Here is a 19,800-nt window from a genome sequence, read left to right on the forward strand (position 1 = left end):
CTTTCCTTAAGTATCCAAGATACTATTTCTGTCAATCAATAGGTATAAGTATCTTGAAGTTATGCACTTAAGTAGTCATTAGTTATTAGTCATTAGTCCATAGTCCATAGTGATTCTCTCCTACTCCTCTGCTCCCTCATCTCCCCACTCTCACTGCTTAGGTGTAGCTTCGCCAAATTTGAGCAAGAGAGCGATCGCAATACTCACAGCTAAAATTAATGTCATACTCAAAGCTGAACCAAAACCCCAATTTTGGGTAACGCCGAGGAATTGGTTATAAACTAGCCGCGCAGCCGTCATACTGGAAGCACCACCTAGCAACTCAGGATTGATAAAATCGCCCAAGGCAGTAATAAAAACCAGTAAAGAAGCAGCCATAATACCTGGAGATATCTGCGGAACTGTGACTTTCCAAAATGTTTGCACAGGATTTGCACCCAAATCTGCGGCTGCTTCTAGTAACCGCTTATCCAATTTTTCTAGGGAAGCGTAGAGAATCAACACCATGTAAGGCAGTAAGCTGTAACTCATGCCAATTAAAACAGCTGGTGTACGGTTGAGTAAGTCTAAAGGGGGTAAACCTACGCTAGTAAGCAAGCTGTTTAATAAGCCAGTGGGACGGAGAATAGTTATCCAAGCGTAAGAACGGAGTAGAGAAGAAGTCCATAAGGGTAGAACAAAGCCCAATACCAGAAAATTTCGCCAACGCTTGGGGGCAATTTGGGCAATCCAATATGCCACAGGAAAACCTAAAATCAGACAGATGGCCATAGTCCCAAGTGATAACCATAGCGATCGCAATATAACGTGCAAATATAGTGGATCAACTATACGAATGTAGTTATCAAAGCCTCTAGGATTAACAATATCCCCAGGTCGAATATTCGGTACTAAACTCAACTGAAAAATTATCAAAGTTGGCAGTACCAATAAAAGTAATAACCAAATACCAGACGGTGCTAACAACACCAAAGGTTGAATAAAGTTGAACCTGGGACGGTTTAATTTACTCAGTCTGGCAATATCATCAGGAACATCACTAATTTCTGTAGTCATACCAATTCAAAATTCAAAATTCAAAATTCAAAATTAAATCAATATCATGCTTTTAGTAGACAATACCCACCCTAATTAATTCTTTACTCTGCCTCCTGCCTCCTGCCTTCTGTCAACTGACTAACCACTAGTCAATTGCGTCCAATAACGTTCATAAACGTCTTCAAATTCTCCCACAGGGCTAATGCGTTCGCATTTTTCTAAAATTGCGGACGGGGGATAGAAATTTTCGTTATCTTTTATTTGTTTAGGTAATTGTTCAAAAGCTGCACTATTAGGGGTGGCTATTTTTAATCTTTCGCTAACATTAGCTGCTACTTCTGGTTGTAAAATAAAATTTATCCAGGCATAAGCCCCATTTACATTAGGCGCAGATTTAGGAATAACAATTGTATCAGTCCATAGAGAAGAACCACTGCGAGGAATCACGTATTTCAACTTAGAATTTTCTTTGATAACTTTGATAGCATCGGCTGAATAACACATCGCTAATACTAAATCACCCGCCAATATTTGATTTCTCCAAGCATCAGTATCAAAAGCTGCGATCGCGGGTTTGAGAACAGTTAACTTTTCATAAGCTTGTTTAATTTCATTCTCATTTTTCGAGTTATAAGAATAACCCAACATCCGCAAAACTGCACCCATGACTTCCCGCACATCATTTAATAAAGTCATGCGCTTATTGAGGAACTTTTGATTTTGCCAGAGATAATCCCAATCTTTGGGCGGTTCTTTAATAACTTCCGAATTATAAATTAACCCTGTAGTACCCCAACTAAAAGGTATGCTATAACGATTTTTAGGGTCATAGCTAGGGTTTTGGAATTGTGGTAATAAATTATTTAACCCAATTAGGCGATCGTGTTTTAATTCTATTAATAAACCTTTTTCTACCATCTTCTGTACCATATAGTCTGATGGATAAATCAGACTATAACTACCACCCCCGCCAGCTAAGAGTTTAGCCAGCATCACCTCATTAGAATCATAAACATCTACCAGCGCCTTCAACCCAGTTTGAGAGCTAAAAGTTTGTAATAATTTTTGGTCAGAATATTGTGTCCAAGTATAAAGATATAATTGATCGCTACGCCCGGAACCCGCAGCCGCACGCACATCTGCCAATCTCCAGCCACAACCCGCTAAAGATAAACTAGAAAGTGCTGTTATTCCTTGTAAAAATTTTCTTCTATTAGTCATTGGTTATTAGTCATTAGTCATTAGTCATTAGTCATTAGTCATTAGTTAAGAATCTTCTGGATAATTGCCGATTGATTTTAGATAAGCATTCAATTGTGGTGCTAATTCATTGATAATCAGTTTTAGTGTATTTACCTGTTCATTAGTTAACAAACTACGTTTATATGCTCGTCTTAACAAGTGCTGAGTTTCATATAGAGAACCTCTTGCTATTTTGATAAATCTTCGATTTTCTTGATAACTTCCTCTGCCCACACCCTCTGCTATATTCGCACCAATACTATCTGCTGAACGGATAATCTGTCTACCTACTGTTTCTCTAGGTAAATATTCCCACTTCTCCACAATTTTCCATATATCATCAGCTAATCTCTCTGCGGATTTATAGACACGTAATTCTTGAAACCTCCTACTAGACATATTTCTCTCACTAATAACTAATGACCAATGACCAATGACCAATGACTATTGACTAATAGCCAAACAATCATTCTCTCCCCACCAAGCATAAATTGGTGTGTCATAGCCTGGTAAATTGCCTAGAGTATTAGGTTGTAAAACATTAATATTAATACCGTTAGTTAACTCCACAACATAATTAACGTGCGTCCCTAAATACATGATATTTACTAATCTTCCCTCAAAGCAGTTATTGACTAAACTGGGTTGATAAAGGGAAAGTTGAATTTTTTCTGGTCGAACACTGACGACTACAGATTTTAATAATTCAGTTGGTGTGTCCTCATTACGGGCGACAACAATTGTCAGTCCGGTTTTCGTGACAATTTGCACATACTCTGCTTCTAATGCTGTGATTTCGCCACTGAATAAATTGGTATCACCAATGAAGTCAGCGACAAAAGCGGTTTTGGGGTGTTCATAAATTTCGCTGGGTGTGCCAATTTGTTCAATTTTCCCCTGATTCATTACCGCGATGCGATCGCTTAACGATAACGCCTCCTCTTGGTCATGCGTCACCATGATAAAAGTTAACCCCAGGTCTTTGTGTAAATTCGATAACTCGACCTGCATTTCTTTACGTAGTTTCAAATCCAACGCCCCTAATGGTTCATCCAGCAACACCACAGCCGGACGATTTACCAAAGCCCTAGCCAAAGCCACACGCTGCTGCTGACCACCAGAAAGCTGACTAGGAAAACGCGATCGCAAACTTTCCATTTTCACCAGTTTTAAAGCTTCCTTAACCCGGCTTTCAATTTCCGATTTACGGAATTTTTTTAAACGTAATCCAAAAGCGATATTGTCCCAAACGTTAAGATGATTAAACAGGGCATAGCTTTGAAACACAGTATTTACTGGCCGCCGATACGGGGGAACATTAATCATCGGTTGACCCTGAATCAATAACTTGCCAGCATCAACCTGTTCAAATCCGGCAATCAAACGTAACGTTGTGGTCTTGCCGCAACCAGACGGGCCTAAAATACTAAAAAACTCCCCTTGCCTGACATCCAAATCTATTCCATGCACTGCTGGTTCTTGGTTAAAAAACTTGAACACATTACGCAGTTCAACATCAAGCGGTTGAAGCGTTTTCATGCCCTTAAGATTCTGCGTCACAGTTTGAGCCATATTCATTAGTAGAATGCCGTGATATTCAATAATCTTGTGATTAATGTATTCTATTCAACACTTATTGTCTGTGGTTTATTTTAGTCTGCCCAAAACAATAGTTTAGTCATTGGTCATTGGTCATTAGTCATTAGTCCATAGTCAACAGTCAACAGTCATACATACCAAATTGTTACAAACTCAATAGCTCAAGTATTTTTCGGGAATTATTATAGACATCATCCCTATATTCTTAAATTTTTATTTAACTTATGGCTTTATTACCCTCATTTCTACCGAACCACAAAAAAGATACACGTACAGTAGGGCGTGGTTCTCAGTCTATATTTTTGATTGGATTTACTTTTCTTGCCCTTGCCGGAATCGAGGCTCGTCTGGCATATTTACAAATTGTCGATGGGCATGACTTTCACCAACGCGCTGAAGCTAACCGGATTCGGATGATTCCCAAGCATCCAGAAAGGGGTAATATTTTTGACCGTAATGGTAAATTACTCGCTAGTACACGTTATCCTCGGTCTGTGTATTTGTGGCCGATGGCCCATACTAAACCTTCATGGTCAGTTGTCGGCCCACGCCTATCTAAGATTTTGGACATTCCTCAAGAAGAGATGGAAAAGAAACTACAAGAGGCTGGCCCCAACTCTTCTTCACTCATCCGTATTGCCCGTGACTTAAATGAAGCACAAGTGACGGCTTTAAAAGAATATGAAAGCGAATTACCAGGAGTAGAAATTAACACTGAGGCAGTGCGTTATTACCCACAAGGACAGGAACTAGCCCATGTACTGGGTTATACGCGAGAGTTAACGGCTGAACAGTTGCAAAAAAGGAAAGATGAAGGCTATCGCCTGGGTGATGTCATTGGTCAAATGGGAGTGGAAAAAGCCTATGAATCAATGCTGCGGGGTGAATGGGGTGGTCAGCAGGTGGAAGTAGATGGTGCGGGTCGACCGATTCGGGTTTTAGGAGAAAAAGAAGCAAAAGCAGGCAAAGACCTACATTTAACTATAGATTTGGATTTACAGATAGCCGCCGACAAAGCTTTAGGAAATCGTCGGGGTGCAATTGTCGCCCTTGATCCTAATAATGGTGCAGTCTTAGCAATGGTGTCTCATCCTACCTTTGACCCAAATATTTTCTCTAAGCAGAAACTATCTCAGAAAGATTGGGAAAGCGTCCAAGGTAAAGACCATCCTCTAGTAAATCGTGCTTTGAGTGCCTTCCCTCCTGCTAGTACTTTTAAAATTGTCACTACAACCGCCGGACTAGAATCGGGCAAATTTTCGCCTGACTCCATCTTGCAAACCTACGGTTCTATTAATATAGGTGGTGTGAATTTTGGCGAGTGGAATCATGCAGGATTTGGCCCCTTGGGTTTCCCTCGTGCGATCGCCATGAGTAGTGATACATTCTTCTATCAAGTTGGCAGAAAAGTCGGCGGCCCCACCTTAATCGAATGGACTCGCAAATATGGCTTTGGTCAAAAAACAGGGTTAGAGTTTGTCAACGAAGAATCCAGAGGTTTAGTTCCCGATGAAAATTGGAAGCAAAAAGTCTGGAAAATGCCTTGGACTATAGGCGACACAATTAATATGTCAATTGGTCAAGGTGCTTTACAAGTGACTCCCTTGCAATCAGCAATTATGTTTTCAGTTCCCGCCAATGGAGGCTATCGAGTCAAGCCGCACTTACTCAAAGACAACGAACAAGCCAAAAGCTGGCGAGAATCTCTCAATATGAAATCAGCCACCATTTCAGTTCTGCGTGACGGACTGCGGAAAGTGATAAGTGAAGGTACAGGTAAACGTCTAGATGTACCCTCAATTCCCCCCGCATCAGGTAAAAGCGGTACGGCAGAAGCTGGCATTGGTCGCCCCAACCATACATGGTTCGGCGCTTATGCACCCAGTAATAAACCAGAAATTGTAGTAGTCGCTTTTGGTGAAAATTCTGGTGATCATGGTGGCACAGTTTGCGGGCCGATGGTCTTACAAGTTTTAGAAGCTTATTTTCAGCACTACCATCCAGGCCAATACGCCAAACCCCAACAGCAATCAGAACAGAAAACTACTGGGGATTAGTTAGTTGACAGTTGACAGTTGACAGGAGTAACAATTCTTTAATTTTGAATTGATTACTCCCTCATCTCCCATCAATGGTATCCATTGAAAATAACTTATCAACATTAACTGGGCTTAGGTGCAATTACTCTGAATACCTGCATGGCGATGTAGGACAATAAGTGGCATACAAATCTTATTATTATTTGAGCAAGTAATTTAGTTTTATGACTTTATTGCAACCATCTCCACTTTTAGGTAAAAAAGACACCCGGACTGTAGGCCAGGGCTTTCAACCAATATTTTTAATTATATTTACTCTGGTGATGACGGCTGGAATCAGCGCCCGTTTAGTATACTTACAAATTATTGAAGGTTCTAAGTTTAAGCAAAAAGCCGAGTCGAATCGGGTGCGGGTGATTCCTAAACAACCAGAAAGAGGTAATATTTTTGACCGTAATGGTCAACTTTTGGCTAGCACCCGCTATCCTCGGTCTATTTACCTTTGGCCGATGGCGCATACCAAACCCTCGTGGTCGGTTGTTGGGCCGCGTCTGGCGCAGATTTTGGACATTCCCCAAGAAGATATTGAGGAGAAATTAGAAGAAGCTGGTGCTAACTCTTCTTCTCTTATTCGGATTGCCCGTAATCTTGATGAAGCCCAAATCACAGCCGTCAAGGAATATGAAAATGAATTGAAAGATGTAGAAATCCATACGGAAGCTGTGCGCTATTATCCCCACGGTAGGGAATTAGCTCATGTGTTGGGTTATACAAGGGAATTAACGGCTGAACAGTTACAAGATAGAAAAGCTGAGGGTTATCGTCTGGGTGATGTCATTGGCCAAATGGGCGTGGAAAAGGCTTATGAGAAGCTATTACGGGGTGAATGGGGTGGTCAACAAGTGGAAGTAGATGGGGCTGGTAGACCACTACGTGTTTTAGGGGAGAAGCAAGCTAAGGCTGGTGATGATATACACTTGACGATAGATTTGGATATGCAGAAGGCGGCGGAGAAAGCTTTAGGCGATCGCAATGGTACTATCATTGCCATTGACCCTAAAAATGGTGCAGTCTTAGCAATGGTGTCGCACCCCACCTTCGACCCAAATATCTTTTCTAAGCAAAAACTCACGCAAAAAGACTGGGAATCTGTACAAGGTGAGGAACACCCCCTAGTAAATCGCGCCTTGAGTGCTTTCCCCCCCGCCAGTACCTTCAAAATTGTCACTAAGACGGCTGGGTTAGAATCTGGTAAATTTGCACCAAATACCATATTACCTACCTACGGTTCCTTAACTATTGGTGGCACTACATTTGGTGAATGGAATCACGCAGGCTTCGGCCCATTGGGTTTTGTCGGGGCGATGCAGTGGAGTAGTGATACATTCTTCTATCAAATTGGTAGGGGAGTTGGCGGCCCCACCTTAATCGAATGGACTCGCAAATATGGCTTTGGTCAAAGAACAGGTTTTGAATTTGTTTCTGAGGAATCTAGAGGTTTAGTACCCGATGAGAAATGGAAGCAGAAAGCTTGGAAGATGCCCTGGACTATAGGCGACACAATTAATATGTCGATTGGTCAAGGTGCATTATTAGCCACTCCCTTGCAAGTTGCTGTTATGTTTGCCGTACCCGCCAATGGTGGCTACCGTGTCCAACCACATTTACTCAAAGATAACGAGGAAGCTAAAAGCTGGCGAGAATCTGTACACCTAAAGCCAACAACTATCAAACTTTTACGCGAAGGCTTACGTAAGGTAGTATCTGACGGTACAGGTAAAGTCTTAAATCAACCTACAATTCCCCCAGTCGCAGGCAAAAGCGGCACAGCCGAAGCCTGGAAGCGCAAAGTCAAACAAAATCATGCTTGGTTCGGTGCTTATGCGCCTGCTGACAAACCAGAAATTCTCATTGTTGCCTTCGCCGAACATTCTGGCGGCGGCGGTGGTAGCATTGCCGCACCCATGATTCTGAAAGTAATGGAAGACTATTTCCAACGCAAATATCCCGGCAAATATCAAAAACCAGGTAAATAATTAGTAAGAATTCAGGAGTCAGAATTCAGAATAGAATTAGCATAGCTTGTTAGTAGCCTACTAACTTCCTCAAGTTGAAGCATTGATCCTGAAGTGTCACCGGCAGTCGCTCATGGGGGAAACCCCCAAGACTGCGCTGCCTCACCATAGTCAAGGTCTTTTGAAAGAATTAGATAGTAGCGACATTCTTCTAAAGAACCTTGTGCAATGTTCAGAAACCGTACTTTATCTGCTGCTCCCTTTTTCTTAAATCCTTCTGCTATATTTGCTGCAATAGAGATTGCTGCTCGTCTAAATTGGGAAACAAGCCCATATATTTCCGATTTAGGGAACTGACCAGTAAATTGATATACAAATAAAACAAACTGGTGTGCTTTTTGCCAAACTATCAAATCTTGAAATGTTTTGGCTGGTTGTCTCATTTATTCTGACTCCTGAATTCTGACTCCTGAATCCTTACAATAATTATTATCTTTTACGTATTTTTACTTCGTCTAGCTAAATTAGCAACCATAAATACCAATTGGGTTAGCTTAACGGGTTTAGGAATGTGCGTTTGAAAACCTGCTCTCCTACACTCTTGGATATCAATACTACTGGTATACCCTGTCATTGCTGCTGCGGGAATTTGTCCCCCAGCCTCAGCACTAAGAGAGCGCACTCGCCGGATCAAGCTATAGCCATCTTGGTTCGACATCCCAATGTCAGACAATAGCACATCATACATCTCTGGTTGGCTTGTGAGTACTGAGAATGCTTCATCAGCAGATGCGACAGCCGTTACTTCAGCCCCGTGATTTTGTAGCATTATCTTCGTTAACTGACGTATAAAGGCATCGTCATCTACAACAAGTACATGCAAACCTTCTAGGGAAGGAATGTTATCAACAGAGCTTTCCGCGTCGCCGGAAATATCTATTACCTCTGGATCACAAGAGCTAAAATCCCCTTCAAGATTGATGTTTAGTGGTAGCCTAACGATAATAATTGTCCCTAAGCTTACACCTGGACTTTCCGCCTGAACCGTGCCACCATGAAGTTCCACTAGATAACGGACAAGGGACAGCCCTATGCCCAATCCTTGATTAGCACGAGTTTTGCTACTGTCAGCCTGGCGAAACCGCTCAAAGACATAAGGGAGAAAGTCATTAGGTATGCCAATACCTGTGTCACTAACTCGAATCTGGGCTTGGGAATTAACTTGCTCTAGTGTGACAACCACACTTCCCCCAGAAGGAGTAAATTTGATGGCATTAGAAAGCAAATTCCAGATTACCTGCTGCAATCGCACCCCATCCCCCAGTACTTGTCCAATTAGGGGTTGCAGGTGGCATTCAATTTGAATATTTTTCGCTTCTGCCGATAATCTGACTATCTCAAGGGCTGTCTCAATTACAGACCGTAGATCAATTGGACAAATATTCAGACGGAGTTTGCCAGTCGCAATACGGGAGATATCTAGAAGATCCTCAATCAATTGGACTTGCGCTTTAGCACTTCGCTGGATCATGTCAAGTCCATAATTTATTTGAGCGGTATCAAAGTTTTTTTTCTGGAGTAAATCAGACCATCCCAGAATATTGTGGAGGGGGTTGCGAACTTCGTGGGATAGAGTAGATAAAAACTCATCCTTAATTCGGTTAGATGCCTCTGCTTCCAAGCGGGCTGACTGCTCTTTAGCCAATAGTTGGGCGCGTTCTTCCTCAAACAACTTCTGCTGTGTAATGTCATGAAGTGCCAGCAGAATCATCTGCCCATTTCCTTCTCGTAAGATTTTATAACCATTGAGCAATATAGTTTTTTGCCCAATTTTTTCAAAGACTTGTTGTACTTCAAAACCTTCAATCTGAGTATTATGGGTGAGAATGTCTTCTAGGAGCGATCGCAGTTGGGGAATGTTCCACTCACCGTTTCCTAACTCAAAAATCAGTTGCTGTTCTGTATAAGCGGGCGTTACCTTAAACGTTCGATAAAACATTGCTGGAAAGGATTTCTTCATTTGCCACTTTCAGGTGTTGAGTAGTGGCTTCATACTCCTGACTAATCAATTGCAAATATTCTTGAGTGGCAGCAAGCTCTTGCTTAGTTGCTGCCAGTTCTTGTTGAAGTCGCAGTATCTCCTCTGTATCTGCTGGTTCTACATTTCCAGGTTTGATGCTCAGTTGTTGATTTAATAGAGCAGGTACATCTTCAAATAAAACAACAAAGCAGCAACTATCCACTGAATCAGGCTGAAATGGAATTACTTCAACATTAACTTTCCTGGATGGCTCACTCCCTTGCATCTGTATCTGTTCCTTTCTCACAGAAACATTCTGCCTTTTTGCCTGATGAATCGCAGTCCGCAACTCTTCCAGCAGTCCTTTTCGTGCCATTTTGAACAAATTAAAACTGGGATTTCCAAGGGCAGGTTTCAGATAGGGACTGGTTTCCCCTCGAAATTGCAGAATGTCCATGTTGTCGTTAATCATCACGCCAACTGGGGCATAACGATTCAAAAGAATTTGGTCAGCCTGTTTATTTAAGTCAGCAATATCCCAATTCTTATAACTCATGGACTTATCAGCAGCTATTTTCGCTACAGGATAGTTGCTGGTTGCAAAGTTAAAGTTAAGGGGAGTGGATATTAATTTTTTGGTATAAATATTGTTTTTTCTGTCTACTAAAGTAAATGAGTTGGAAAATTCTCCTGCACTCTCGGCGATACCTAACATCAAAAACCCTGTGGGCTTGAGGCTGTAATGAAAAATTGGCATCACCTGCTTTTGCAAAACAGATTCAAAGTAAATCAGTACATTACGACAACTAATAAGATCCAGATTGGAAAATGGCGGTTCACTGATGAGGTTTTGTTTAGCAAAAACACAAAGTTCCCGAATCGGCTTGCTGATTTGATAACCGCTCTCTACTTGATTAAAAAAGCGTCTTAGCCGTTCTGGTGAGACATCAACTATTTGGCTGGGTTTGTAGATACCTAAGCGGGCTTTGTCAATTACTATCTCATTAATGTCTGTAGCAAAAATTTGAATAGTCGGTTTGGGAAACACATTCTCCAAAAATTCCATTAGAGAAATTGCAATTGAATAAACCTCTTCCCCCGTTGCACAGCATGATATCCAGACTCTAATTGGTTCATTAACTGACTTGCCCTTAGATATTACCGGAAATACCCGCTCTTTCAAAGCTTGATAAGCTTCTGGATCACGGAAAAAACTGGTGACACTGATTAATATTTCGTAATACAGTGCTTGCACTTCGTCTGGATGATTTTGCAGATACTGCACGTAATCTTCTAAACTTTGCAGGTTATACAGCACCATCCGTCGAGCAATTCGTCGCTTTAAAGTCGTTTGCTTATAATGCGTAAAGTCAACACCAGTGGATGTTAAAACCATTGCAAAGATTGCCGACAAAGCAGTCTCACTTTTAGAAAGTGGCTCAACTGTTTGTGAAGATATCGGGCGGGTAACGTTGGGATGACGAGCAATCTTTGCTAGTTCCTCAGCAATTTTTTGTGGTGGTAAAATGAAGTCGACATCACCAGTAGCGATCGCAGTATTCGGCATACTACTAAATTGTGCCGATGCTTCACACTGAGCAAAGGTAATACCGCCAGCCGCCTTAATTGCTTCTGATCCTTGTGCGCCGTCTCCATCACTCCCAGATAGGACAACACTGATGGCTTTGCTTCCTAGTTCTGCTGCCAACGAAGCAAAAAAAGCATCAGCAGGCATATATTTCCCATGAATTTTCTCACGGGGGCATGAGTTGCAACACCCCTTGAGCCAATGTCATCTTTGTGTTCGGCGGAATGATATGTACTTGGTTCGGTTCGACAAACATCCCATTCTGCACTTCACGGACGGGCATCTGAGTCGTCTTCGCCAAAATCTCAGTTAACAGGCTCTTCTGATTTGGATCTAAGTGCTGAATCAGCACAAATGCCATCCCAGTATCGATAGGCAAGTGATGCAGTAGCTGTGTAAATGCTTCTAACCCTCCCGCAGAAGCCGCAATTCCGACTATAGGAAATAATTCATTGCCTTTATCTTGCTGCTTCTTTACCAATGGTTCAACAGCAATAGAATCCGATGGTGATGACTCAGAAGATTGGTTAGAGTTCATTGTATTAGCGAATACAGTAGAACATTTAGATTTCTACGGTATTCAATAGTTGTACACTCAGTGTAGCAAAGTTTTTTGCCTAACTTACATCTGTAATAGTATTAGCCCTATTAACTGTTGTGTATTAGGAAACTGTTATCAACTGTCAGCAAACTCTTGACATTCGTCGCCAATTATGTTGATAATGGTTCTTTGTGGAAACTTTACCTCAATAAAATAAACACTTGGCTAACGTCATTGTAATAGGCGCTCAATGGGGCGATGAAGGAAAAGGTAAAATAACTGACTTACTCAGCCGCTCCGCAGATGTGGTAGTACGCTATCAGGGGGGTGTCAATGCTGGACACACAATTGTAGTCAAAGGTCAGACCTTTAAACTGCACTTGATTCCCTCTGGAATTTTGTACCCCGAAACGGAATGTATGATCGGCTGTGGTACAGTCATCGATCCACAAGTTTTGATAAAAGAACTCGACCAATTAGAAAGTTTAAATATTTCTACTAAAAATCTGCTCATTTCTGAGACAGCCCATGTCACTATGCCATATCATCGGCTAATTGACAAGGCATCAGAGGAGCGGCGCGGCAGCCATAAAATTGGAACCACTGGTCGAGGGATTGGCCCTACCTACGCCGATAAATCTGAGCGTACAGGGATTAGGGTTTTAGACTTGATGGACTCGGCAGCGCTGCGCGACCAGTTGGAATGGACAATCAATTATAAGAATGTCATTTTAGAAAAGCTGTACAATCTGCCACCCCTAGATCCTGAAGAGGTAATCAAAGAATATCTAGGGTATGCAGAACGCTTACGTCCTCATGTTGTTGATACATCGTTAAAAATATACGATGCCATTCAACGGCGGCGCAACATATTATTTGAAGGCGCACAAGGTACACTCCTAGACTTGGATCATGGGACTTATCCCTATGTCACCTCCTCCAACCCGGTAGCTGGGGGGGCTTGCGTAGGTACAGGGCTAGGCCCGACAATGATAGATAGGGTAATTGGAGTGTCAAAAGCCTACACAACGCGAGTTGGTGAAGGGCCATTCCCCACAGAATTAGATGGGGAAATAGGCGAATTACTTTGCGATCGCGGTGCGGAATTTGGCACTACCACCGGACGTAAACGGCGCTGCGGTTGGTTTGATGCAGTTATCGGTCGCTATGCTGTGAGAATCAACGGCATGGACTGTATGGCTATCACCAAACTAGATGTCCTGGACGAATTAGAGGAAATCCAAGTTTGTGTAGCTTATGAAATCGACGGTGTACGCTGCGATCATTTTCCCACTAGCGCCCGTCAATTTGCTAGATGTCGTCCCATCTACAAAACCGTTCCAGGCTGGCAAGTGCCAACAAGCCATTGCCGCACCCTGGAAGACTTGCCTCAGCAAGCACTAGACTATCTCAAATTCCTAGCAGAGTTGATGGAAGTTCCGATCGCGATCGTCTCATTAGGCGCAAGCCGCGATCAAACCATCATCGTTGAAGACCCCATTCACGGGCCAAAACGCGCTTTATTGCACCCCGACGGCACACCAGCTTCCTTACTAAGTGCCTAGTCAAAAGTCCAGAGTCCAGAGTCCAGAGTTTTGTGACTAATGACTATTGACTAATGACTATTGACTAATGACTAAAAACAACTGACAACTAAAACTATGCCTTTGACAGTCGAAACAAAAAAACGCCCAGAAGGCAGCAAACCAAACGCTTTGCGCCGCTCTGGACTCATCCCCGCTAACCTTTACGGACACAACGGTAGAGAATCAATTTCTTTGGTAGTTGATGCCAAAGTAGTTGAAAGATTACTTAAATCTGCTGCTGTGAGAAAAACCGAAATTGAACTCAACATCCCCGAACTACAGTGGACTGGTAAAACAGTTCTACAAGAAGTTCAGGTGCATCCAGCCAAGGGTACACCATATCACATCAGCTTTCTTGCCACTGCCAAAGGCTAAAGCAAGTACAAAATTTGTGATAATTGCTGATGAACCAGGGCTTAAACCCTGGTTTTTTGTTTTGTAGTGAGGACTTTAGTCCTCTCTGCATCATCAGGACTAAAGCCCTTACTACGAACTTACTACAAACTTAAAAATTCCCATGACAGAAACAAATCTTCCAGCCTTCATCCAGCAGATGTTACAACCTGGATTCTACCCCCATGAAGTAACACAACCAATTCAACTAATCCAAACTCACGTTTCCTACGTCCTCATCACCGGGGAATATGCTTATAAACTGAAAAAGCCAGTAAATTTTGGCTTCTTAGATTTTTCCACCTTAGAAAAACGCAAACATTTTTGTGAGGAAGAACTGCGCCTAAATAAACGCGGTGCAGCCGAACTATATTTAGAAGTTTTACCCATCACCTTGTCGGATGACCAATACATATTAGGCGGAACGGGTGAGGCTGTCGAGTATGTGGTAAAAATGCGCCAGTTTCCCCAAGAAGGTTTATTCAGTGAACTTTTTGCCCAAGGTAAGCTAACCGAGTCCCACCTAGAAGAATTAGGCAAGATAGTTGCTCAGTACCATGCTAAAACTGAGACTAACGATTATATTCGTAGTTTTGGTGAAGTACCTCAAGTTAGAGAGGCGTTTGATGAAAATCACGAGCAAACCGAGAAATATATTGGTGGCCCTCAGACGCAGTTACAATTTGACGAAACTAAAGCATATACAGAGAAATTTTTTGCCGAGAGACAAGAATTATTCCAGCGCCGAATGCAGAATAACTATATTCGGGAATGTCATGGAGACTTACATCTGAGAAATATCTGTCTATGGGGCGATAAAATTCTCCTGTTTGATTGTATTGAATTTAACGAGCCTTTCCGGTTTGTGGATACCATGTTCGATGTCGCTTATGCTGTGATGGATTTGGAAGCACAGCAACGTCCAGACTTGAGTAATGCTTATTTGAATACATATCTAGAACAGACTGGCGACTGGGAAGGCTTAGAAATTCTGCCTATTTACCTAATTCGTCAATCCTACGTCCGGGCTAAGGTGACTTCATTTTTATTAGATGATCCTGGTGTGCCAGCGAATGTAAAGGAGGAAGCAAGCAAAACAGCCTCCATATATTACAAGCTGGCATGGGAATACACCAAACCCAAACAAGGAAAACTTATTTTAATGTCGGGGTTATCTGGTTCTGGGAAAAGTACGACGGCAAAATATTTAGCCCGTCAACTCAACGCAATTCAGATTCGCTCAGATGCAGTCCGTAAGCATTTGGGGGGCATTTCTTTATCAGAACGTGGCGGTGATGATTTATATACGCCAGAAATGACCCAAAAGACCTATGCGCGGTTATTGAACTTGGGGATTATACTAGCTAAACAAGGCTATACAGTAATTTTGGATGCTAAATATGATAAGCAAAGTTCACGTGAGGAGGCGATCGCCCAAGCCAAAGAATATCAACTGCCTCTGCAAATAGTTTACTGCACCGCACCCTTAGATGTTGTGGAAGAAAGGCTTACTAAGCGTACTGGCGATATTGCTGATGCTACAGTTGATTTATTAACTTCCCAACTCAAGCAAACTGAACCCTTTACTGGTGTAGAACTATCCTACGTGAAAACTTGGGACACGACTCAACCACCACAGACACAATTGGAACAGGTAATTCGTAATTCGTAATTCGTAGTTCGTAATTCGTAGTTCGTAATTCGTAATTTACCGAGAGTGCATTTACGGGGAGAACTGTAGGACAAAAATTTTCTATCACTTCTCCCAAACAACGCAACAGATAACTCTCAGAAAAGTCTTGCTAAACCTGAGTTTCTTAATTACGTTAGCGGAGCGGGGCGTTAGCCCATTACGAATTACGAATTAGTATTACTCCTACCCCTTTAGTTCATTTATGGCTAAAAACAACAACCTATTTAACTTCACTCCCGAATTTATTTCTCAACTTATATTCGGAGCATTTTTAATATTTATTTTAATCTCCACAGGTTCGCCAGTATCCTTAAGCATTTTTCTGGGAATCATGGGTGGTTTCGCTTTAGGCTGGTTTACTAATTCTAGTAAGAATAGCCCCCAAGCACCCGTAGTTGCTTCTTCGGATGGTATTGATGCTGGTTTAAAATATTGGTTATTTTTATTACTTGGGTTTTCAATGATGGGATATTCTGCACCCATGAGTATCTTACTAGGTGGTATAGGTGCTATCGGTGGAGGCTGGATTATTGCTTGGTGGAGAAGTAAGGAAGAAACTAGAACGCAGTTACCTGCTGATGCTAACCAAGAAGCCGACAGTGATGAACCTAGTGACAGAACCACTAGGCGACAAAGAATATCAGTCCGACGCTATCGTCGCAGGCCTGGAGGTTTCAGCATCCCATTTTTCGGTAATAATCGCAACAATAATGGTGAATAATATCAAGTTCGCTTAAATACTGATCATATCTTGAGAATTGGTAATTGGTAATTGGGGATTGGGGATTGGTGATGGTTTAAAACAATTACCTCTTAGCTATTGCGCAAAGTCTGAACAGAGGAAACCTCCGCTCAGAACTTTGTAATAGAACCAATAACCCAACAAAACAACCATGTTATGGGTAATTAGCCGAACTTGATATAAATTGTGTGTGTAAGCGGATGGGGTGTTGTAGGGGCGCACAGCTTGCGCCTCTAGATGACAAATTATATTTATTGTTTTTGAGTAGCGATCGCTAATTTTGCTCCCGGTACTTGACGCACCTGATCCATCACTGCCACTACTTTACCGTGTGCCACTTTTTCATCAGCATTAATAATTACTAAGGCTTCTTGGTTCACACCAACCAAATTACGCAACTGTTGAGCCAGAGAATCTATGAGAATTGGTTGACGATTTAAACTTACTGCTCCTTGTTGGTCTACAGTGATAGTAATTTTTGCGGGTACTTGCTGTTGTTTTGCTGTTGCAGCTTTGGGTAAATTGACTGGTAAACCTTCTGAGCGAGTTAAGAACAATGTTGACATGATAAAAAATGTCAATATCGCAAAAATCACATCAATCATCGGCACAATGTTAATCTGTGCGGGAATATCTGGTTCATCTTGTAGGCGCATAGGTTCTTTCTCCTCTCTCGTAGCGTCGGCGATAAAGCAATTCTAATTGACCACCATACTCTTGAAATAGTGCCATTTGCCGGGAGTAAAGTCCACGAAAGGTATTAGCGAAGAAAAGTGTAAAGATAGCTACTATCAATCCTGCTGCTGTAGATACTAGCGCCTCACTAATCCCGGCTGTTACACCTGCTGTCTTTGTACCACCCACATCACCAATATCTAAGGAAGCAAAGGAATTAATTAAACCTAATACTGTACCCAGCAAACCGAGTAGGGGTGCTAAACCGATAATTGTATCGAAAATATTTTGAAAGCGTTTGAGTAGAGGTATTTCTGCTTGGGCTTCGCTTTCTAGTGCTAGTCGAAATTCTTCTGGTGTAGGTTCTTCTAGTTCTAACGCTGACAAAAATATCCGTGCTAGTGGTAAGTCTATATTCTTCTTGAGTTTCTCAATGGCTCCAACTACATTCTCTAGTCGATACAGATTCAAAACTTCTCTAACCACACGCTGTTGACGGTTGCTAACTTTCAGCCAAAACTTAACTCGTTCCGCAATCAGTGCGATCGCCAACACAGAAAAGCCCAACAACGGCCACATTACCACGCCGCCTGCTGCAAACAGATTTTGTAGTCCCATAACGCCTCATCATTAATCAAAAACCAGATTAGCAGAATCCTCTAGCAAATTGATACTCTTTGTCAAGAGAAGATCAAATATAACGATAATTTCTATCAACTTAATGGTATTGTAATTATCATCAATTCAATCACAAGTCGCAGCAATGCTTATCTCCAGAGTACTTTAAACAGCTACCTGCATACTTTTTATGCTTATTGGCATTTTAAGATTATTGTAATAGTGAGAATAGCTAGCAATAAATTTCTAGCATTCTCTAGCACAAGCTTAGATTCTGTGAACACTCAAGTATTCAAGGCTTCGCACTTCATCTAAGTTGGAAATTTTTTTCAAAATTAATTGATAATCTTTAGTTTTTAGCTGTTAAATCCAATCACACTATTGACAATAACAAATCTGAAAAAATCACCATTTGAGAGATAAAGCACGGACAAGTCATAGAAATTTATGAGGAATTATTTTTATCAAGTGATATTAATTACTAACACCGTCATGCTATTAACAGCACAGTCCATAAAGGCTCAAGAAATCCCAGTAACGCAAGTCAGGCTACAAAATACAGCTTCTGGCATTGAGTTATTTTTGCAAACCTCAAAACCGGAGTTGTTGCAAATAAATGGCAAAACCGAAGGTAACACATACATCGCTGATATTCCCAATGCACAACTGCGTCTCTCATCTGGTAGTGTATTTCGCCAAGAAAACCCAATTCCAGGAATCAGTGCGATCGCAATTACTAATCAAGATGCCAACACTATCCGTATCACTGTCATAGGTTCAGTTTCTGTCAACGTCTGATTTAGTTTCAGGTAGGAGAATTAGCTATGAACAAGAAACAACTTCGTGATGCTACATTCTATATCCACCGATATATGGGTTTGGTTGTCGGTTTGATATTGGTTGTGATTGGGTTGACTGGTAGTTTGCTAGTTTTTGAACCAGAAATAGAAGACTTTTTAGTCGCACAGAAATATGGTCATATAGTTCCCCAAGGACAACCTGTGTCCATTGACGAGGTTGTGACAACTATCAATAAGGAAATTACTAAACAACCCGGCATGAAAATAGGCTCGATAATCATGCCTCAAAATGCCACTTCTCCTTATCACGGCAGACTTTGGGATAAAAATGATAAGCTCACTCAGATGTTTATCCATCCCTACAAAAATGAGGTGATGGGTGTGATTCATCAAGATGCCAATATTCTGCGTTTGGCTCTACATCTGCATTATGAGTTGTTCGCAGGGAAACTAGGGCAAATCATTGTCGGTTTGACTGGACTGTTTTTATTCTTGTTGAGTGTGACAGGCATCATTCTTTGGCCTGGTTGGAGAAGGCTGATTTCTGGTTTCAAAATCAAATGGAAAGCTCATCCTAAACGAGTCAATTTTGACATTCATAAAGTAACTGGGATTGTTGTTGCGGTATTTTTTAGTTTGACAGGAATTACTGGCTTTGCTTGGAACTTTTATGATTTCTCTGTGCCATTTATCTATGCAACTACTTTCACCCCTCAACCACCAGAATTAATATCTAAACCTGTTCCTGGTAAAAGTCCTGTGGCTTTATCAAAGGTGCTTGCAAATGCAGATGCAGCCATACCCAACGCTCAGACAATTTATATAGGTTTGCCAAGTAAACTAGAGGGGATTATTAGAGTTGGGAAACGACAAGCTCATGAAACCTCTTATTACGGTGAAAGTGAAATTACCTTAGATCAATACACCGGTGAGGTTTTGAGAGTTGTTGATAGTCGTAAAGTAGGCTTAGGCGATCGCATTCTCATCTGGTTTACTCCCCTCCACTTTGGTACATATTGGGGAATTTATAGCCGCATCCTCTATGTATTTGTTGGGCTTGCACCCTTAATTCTGTTCGTGACTGGTTTCGTGATGTGGTGGTATCGCCATCGTGTTAAGGCAAACAACTCTATAGATACATCGAAAGCCTTGCAACGATATTAAAAGTTTTCTTCATTTAAACAGCTAAACAGCAAATAGTATTTGATTTT

At 41.6% G+C, this 19,800-nt stretch carries 17 protein-coding genes and 1 pseudogene; 8 read left to right on the forward strand and 10 right to left on the reverse strand.

Going from position 1 to position 19,800, the window contains the following annotated elements; genetic code table 11:
* Positions 1 to 150: 150 nt before the first annotated feature.
* From NSMS1_RS03195 to NSMS1_RS03210, 4 genes are all read right to left on the reverse strand, one after another.
* A complete protein-coding gene (locus NSMS1_RS03195; RefSeq protein ID WP_224090935.1) occupies positions 151 to 1,056 on the reverse strand; it encodes an ABC transporter permease in 906 nt (301 codons plus the stop codon).
* Between the two features lie 120 nt (positions 1,057 to 1,176).
* The gene (locus tag NSMS1_RS03200) at positions 1,177 to 2,259 is read right to left on the reverse strand and encodes a spermidine/putrescine ABC transporter substrate-binding protein (RefSeq protein WP_224090937.1); all 1,083 of its coding nucleotides are present in this window, start codon (positions 2,257 to 2,259) and stop codon (positions 1,177 to 1,179) included.
* Positions 2,260 to 2,304: 45 nt separating this feature from the next.
* Positions 2,305 to 2,679: a four helix bundle protein gene (locus NSMS1_RS03205; RefSeq protein WP_224090938.1), complete on the reverse strand. Its 375-nt coding sequence runs from the start codon at positions 2,677 to 2,679 to the stop codon at positions 2,305 to 2,307.
* Between the two features lie 45 nt (positions 2,680 to 2,724).
* Positions 2,725 to 3,858, reverse strand: a complete 1,134-nt coding sequence (locus tag NSMS1_RS03210; RefSeq protein WP_224090939.1) for an ABC transporter ATP-binding protein — start codon at positions 3,856 to 3,858, stop codon at positions 2,725 to 2,727.
* 245 nt (positions 3,859 to 4,103) lie between these two features.
* On the opposite strand from NSMS1_RS03210, the gene mrdA (NSMS1_RS03215) reads away from it, so the two are divergent.
* Both mrdA (NSMS1_RS03215) and mrdA (NSMS1_RS03220) read left to right on the forward strand, forming a co-directional pair.
* Complete coding sequence (gene mrdA, locus NSMS1_RS03215) at positions 4,104 to 5,936, forward strand: penicillin-binding protein 2 (RefSeq protein WP_224090943.1); 1,833 nt, start codon at positions 4,104 to 4,106, stop codon at positions 5,934 to 5,936.
* Between the two features lie 206 nt (positions 5,937 to 6,142).
* Positions 6,143 to 7,954 carry a penicillin-binding protein 2 gene (gene mrdA, locus NSMS1_RS03220; protein ID WP_224090945.1) on the forward strand — a complete coding sequence of 604 codons (1,812 nt, stop codon included), beginning with the start codon at positions 6,143 to 6,145 and terminating at the stop codon, positions 7,952 to 7,954.
* 11 nt (positions 7,955 to 7,965) lie between these two features.
* Here the strand turns inward: mrdA (NSMS1_RS03220) and NSMS1_RS03225 are convergent.
* The 4 genes and pseudogenes from NSMS1_RS03225 to NSMS1_RS35305 form a co-directional block, all read right to left on the reverse strand.
* Positions 7,966 to 8,376, reverse strand: a pseudogene (locus NSMS1_RS03225) (four helix bundle protein).
* Between the two features lie 53 nt (positions 8,377 to 8,429).
* Positions 8,430 to 9,953, reverse strand: a complete 1,524-nt coding sequence (locus NSMS1_RS35295; RefSeq protein WP_317986572.1) for an ATP-binding protein — start codon at positions 9,951 to 9,953, stop codon at positions 8,430 to 8,432.
* Complete coding sequence (locus NSMS1_RS35300) at positions 9,913 to 11,688, reverse strand: CheR family methyltransferase (protein WP_317986573.1); 1,776 nt, start codon at positions 11,686 to 11,688, stop codon at positions 9,913 to 9,915. Before NSMS1_RS35300 ends, NSMS1_RS35295 begins: the two co-directional genes overlap by 41 nt.
* A 19-nt stretch (positions 11,689 to 11,707) precedes the next feature.
* Entirely contained in the window at positions 11,708 to 12,079 is a 372-nt protein-coding gene (locus NSMS1_RS35305) for a chemotaxis protein CheB (RefSeq protein ID WP_317986574.1), read from the reverse strand.
* A 224-nt stretch (positions 12,080 to 12,303) separates the two neighbouring features.
* On the opposite strand from NSMS1_RS35305, the gene NSMS1_RS03235 reads away from it, so the two are divergent.
* From NSMS1_RS03235 to NSMS1_RS03250, 4 genes are all read left to right on the forward strand, one after another.
* Complete coding sequence (locus NSMS1_RS03235; protein ID WP_224090946.1) at positions 12,304 to 13,647, forward strand: adenylosuccinate synthase; 1,344 nt, start codon at positions 12,304 to 12,306, stop codon at positions 13,645 to 13,647.
* 96 nt (positions 13,648 to 13,743) lie between these two features.
* Positions 13,744 to 14,043: a 50S ribosomal protein L25 gene (gene rplY, locus NSMS1_RS03240; RefSeq protein WP_224090955.1), complete on the forward strand. Its 300-nt coding sequence runs from the start codon at positions 13,744 to 13,746 to the stop codon at positions 14,041 to 14,043.
* A gap of 142 nt (positions 14,044 to 14,185) precedes the next feature.
* The gene (locus NSMS1_RS03245; protein ID WP_224090957.1) at positions 14,186 to 15,733 is read left to right on the forward strand and encodes an AAA family ATPase; all 1,548 of its coding nucleotides are present in this window, start codon (positions 14,186 to 14,188) and stop codon (positions 15,731 to 15,733) included.
* Positions 15,734 to 15,956: 223 nt separating this feature from the next.
* Positions 15,957 to 16,475 carry a hypothetical protein gene (locus NSMS1_RS03250; protein ID WP_224090960.1) on the forward strand — a complete coding sequence of 173 codons (519 nt, stop codon included), beginning with the start codon at positions 15,957 to 15,959 and terminating at the stop codon, positions 16,473 to 16,475.
* A 272-nt stretch (positions 16,476 to 16,747) separates the two neighbouring features.
* On the opposite strand, the gene NSMS1_RS03255 is transcribed toward NSMS1_RS03250, so the two are convergent.
* Both NSMS1_RS03255 and NSMS1_RS03260 read right to left on the reverse strand, forming a co-directional pair.
* Entirely contained in the window at positions 16,748 to 17,152 is a 405-nt protein-coding gene (locus NSMS1_RS03255; protein WP_224090962.1) for an ExbD/TolR family protein, read from the reverse strand.
* Positions 17,136 to 17,789, reverse strand: a complete 654-nt coding sequence (locus NSMS1_RS03260) for a MotA/TolQ/ExbB proton channel family protein (protein WP_224090963.1) — start codon at positions 17,787 to 17,789, stop codon at positions 17,136 to 17,138. Before NSMS1_RS03260 ends, NSMS1_RS03255 begins: the two co-directional genes overlap by 17 nt.
* Positions 17,790 to 18,236: 447 nt before the next feature.
* Between NSMS1_RS03260 and NSMS1_RS03265 the strand changes: the two genes are divergently transcribed.
* Together NSMS1_RS03265 and NSMS1_RS03270 are read left to right on the forward strand one after the other, a co-directional pair.
* Complete coding sequence (locus NSMS1_RS03265) at positions 18,237 to 18,587, forward strand: AMIN domain-containing protein (RefSeq protein WP_224090964.1); 351 nt, start codon at positions 18,237 to 18,239, stop codon at positions 18,585 to 18,587.
* Between the two features lie 26 nt (positions 18,588 to 18,613).
* Entirely contained in the window at positions 18,614 to 19,753 is a 1,140-nt protein-coding gene (locus tag NSMS1_RS03270; protein ID WP_224090965.1) for a PepSY-associated TM helix domain-containing protein, read from the forward strand.
* Positions 19,754 to 19,800: the final 47 nt, after the last annotated feature.

Source organism: Nostoc sp. MS1 (assembly GCF_019976755.1).
Classification (GTDB): domain Bacteria; phylum Cyanobacteriota; class Cyanobacteriia; order Cyanobacteriales; family Nostocaceae; genus Trichormus.

Excerpts from the sequence above, each read along its gene's own strand:
- NSMS1_RS03195 (WP_224090935.1), bottom strand. The coding sequence starts at position 1,056 with ATGACTACAGAAATTAGTGATGTTCCTGATGATATTGCCAGACTGAGT.
- NSMS1_RS03200 (WP_224090937.1), bottom strand. The coding sequence starts at position 2,259 with ATGACTAATAGAAGAAAATTTTTACAAGGAATAACAGCACTTTCTAGT.
- NSMS1_RS03205 (WP_224090938.1), bottom strand. The coding sequence starts at position 2,679 with ATGTCTAGTAGGAGGTTTCAAGAATTACGTGTCTATAAATCCGCAGAG.
- NSMS1_RS03210 (WP_224090939.1), bottom strand. The coding sequence starts at position 3,858 with ATGAATATGGCTCAAACTGTGACGCAGAATCTTAAGGGCATGAAAACG.
- mrdA (WP_224090943.1), top strand. The coding sequence starts at position 4,104 with ATGGCTTTATTACCCTCATTTCTACCGAACCACAAAAAAGATACACGT.
- mrdA (WP_224090945.1), top strand. The coding sequence starts at position 6,143 with ATGACTTTATTGCAACCATCTCCACTTTTAGGTAAAAAAGACACCCGG.
- NSMS1_RS35295 (WP_317986572.1), bottom strand. The coding sequence starts at position 9,953 with ATGAAGAAATCCTTTCCAGCAATGTTTTATCGAACGTTTAAGGTAACG.
- NSMS1_RS35300 (WP_317986573.1), bottom strand. The coding sequence starts at position 11,688 with ATGCCTGCTGATGCTTTTTTTGCTTCGTTGGCAGCAGAACTAGGAAGC.
- NSMS1_RS35305 (WP_317986574.1), bottom strand. The coding sequence starts at position 12,079 with ATGAACTCTAACCAATCTTCTGAGTCATCACCATCGGATTCTATTGCT.
- rplY (WP_224090955.1), top strand. The coding sequence starts at position 13,744 with ATGCCTTTGACAGTCGAAACAAAAAAACGCCCAGAAGGCAGCAAACCA.
- NSMS1_RS03245 (WP_224090957.1), top strand. The coding sequence starts at position 14,186 with ATGACAGAAACAAATCTTCCAGCCTTCATCCAGCAGATGTTACAACCT.
- NSMS1_RS03250 (WP_224090960.1), top strand. The coding sequence starts at position 15,957 with ATGGCTAAAAACAACAACCTATTTAACTTCACTCCCGAATTTATTTCT.
- NSMS1_RS03255 (WP_224090962.1), bottom strand. The coding sequence starts at position 17,152 with ATGCGCCTACAAGATGAACCAGATATTCCCGCACAGATTAACATTGTG.
- NSMS1_RS03260 (WP_224090963.1), bottom strand. The coding sequence starts at position 17,789 with ATGGGACTACAAAATCTGTTTGCAGCAGGCGGCGTGGTAATGTGGCCG.
- NSMS1_RS03265 (WP_224090964.1), top strand. The coding sequence starts at position 18,237 with ATGAGGAATTATTTTTATCAAGTGATATTAATTACTAACACCGTCATG.
- NSMS1_RS03270 (WP_224090965.1), top strand. The coding sequence starts at position 18,614 with ATGAACAAGAAACAACTTCGTGATGCTACATTCTATATCCACCGATAT.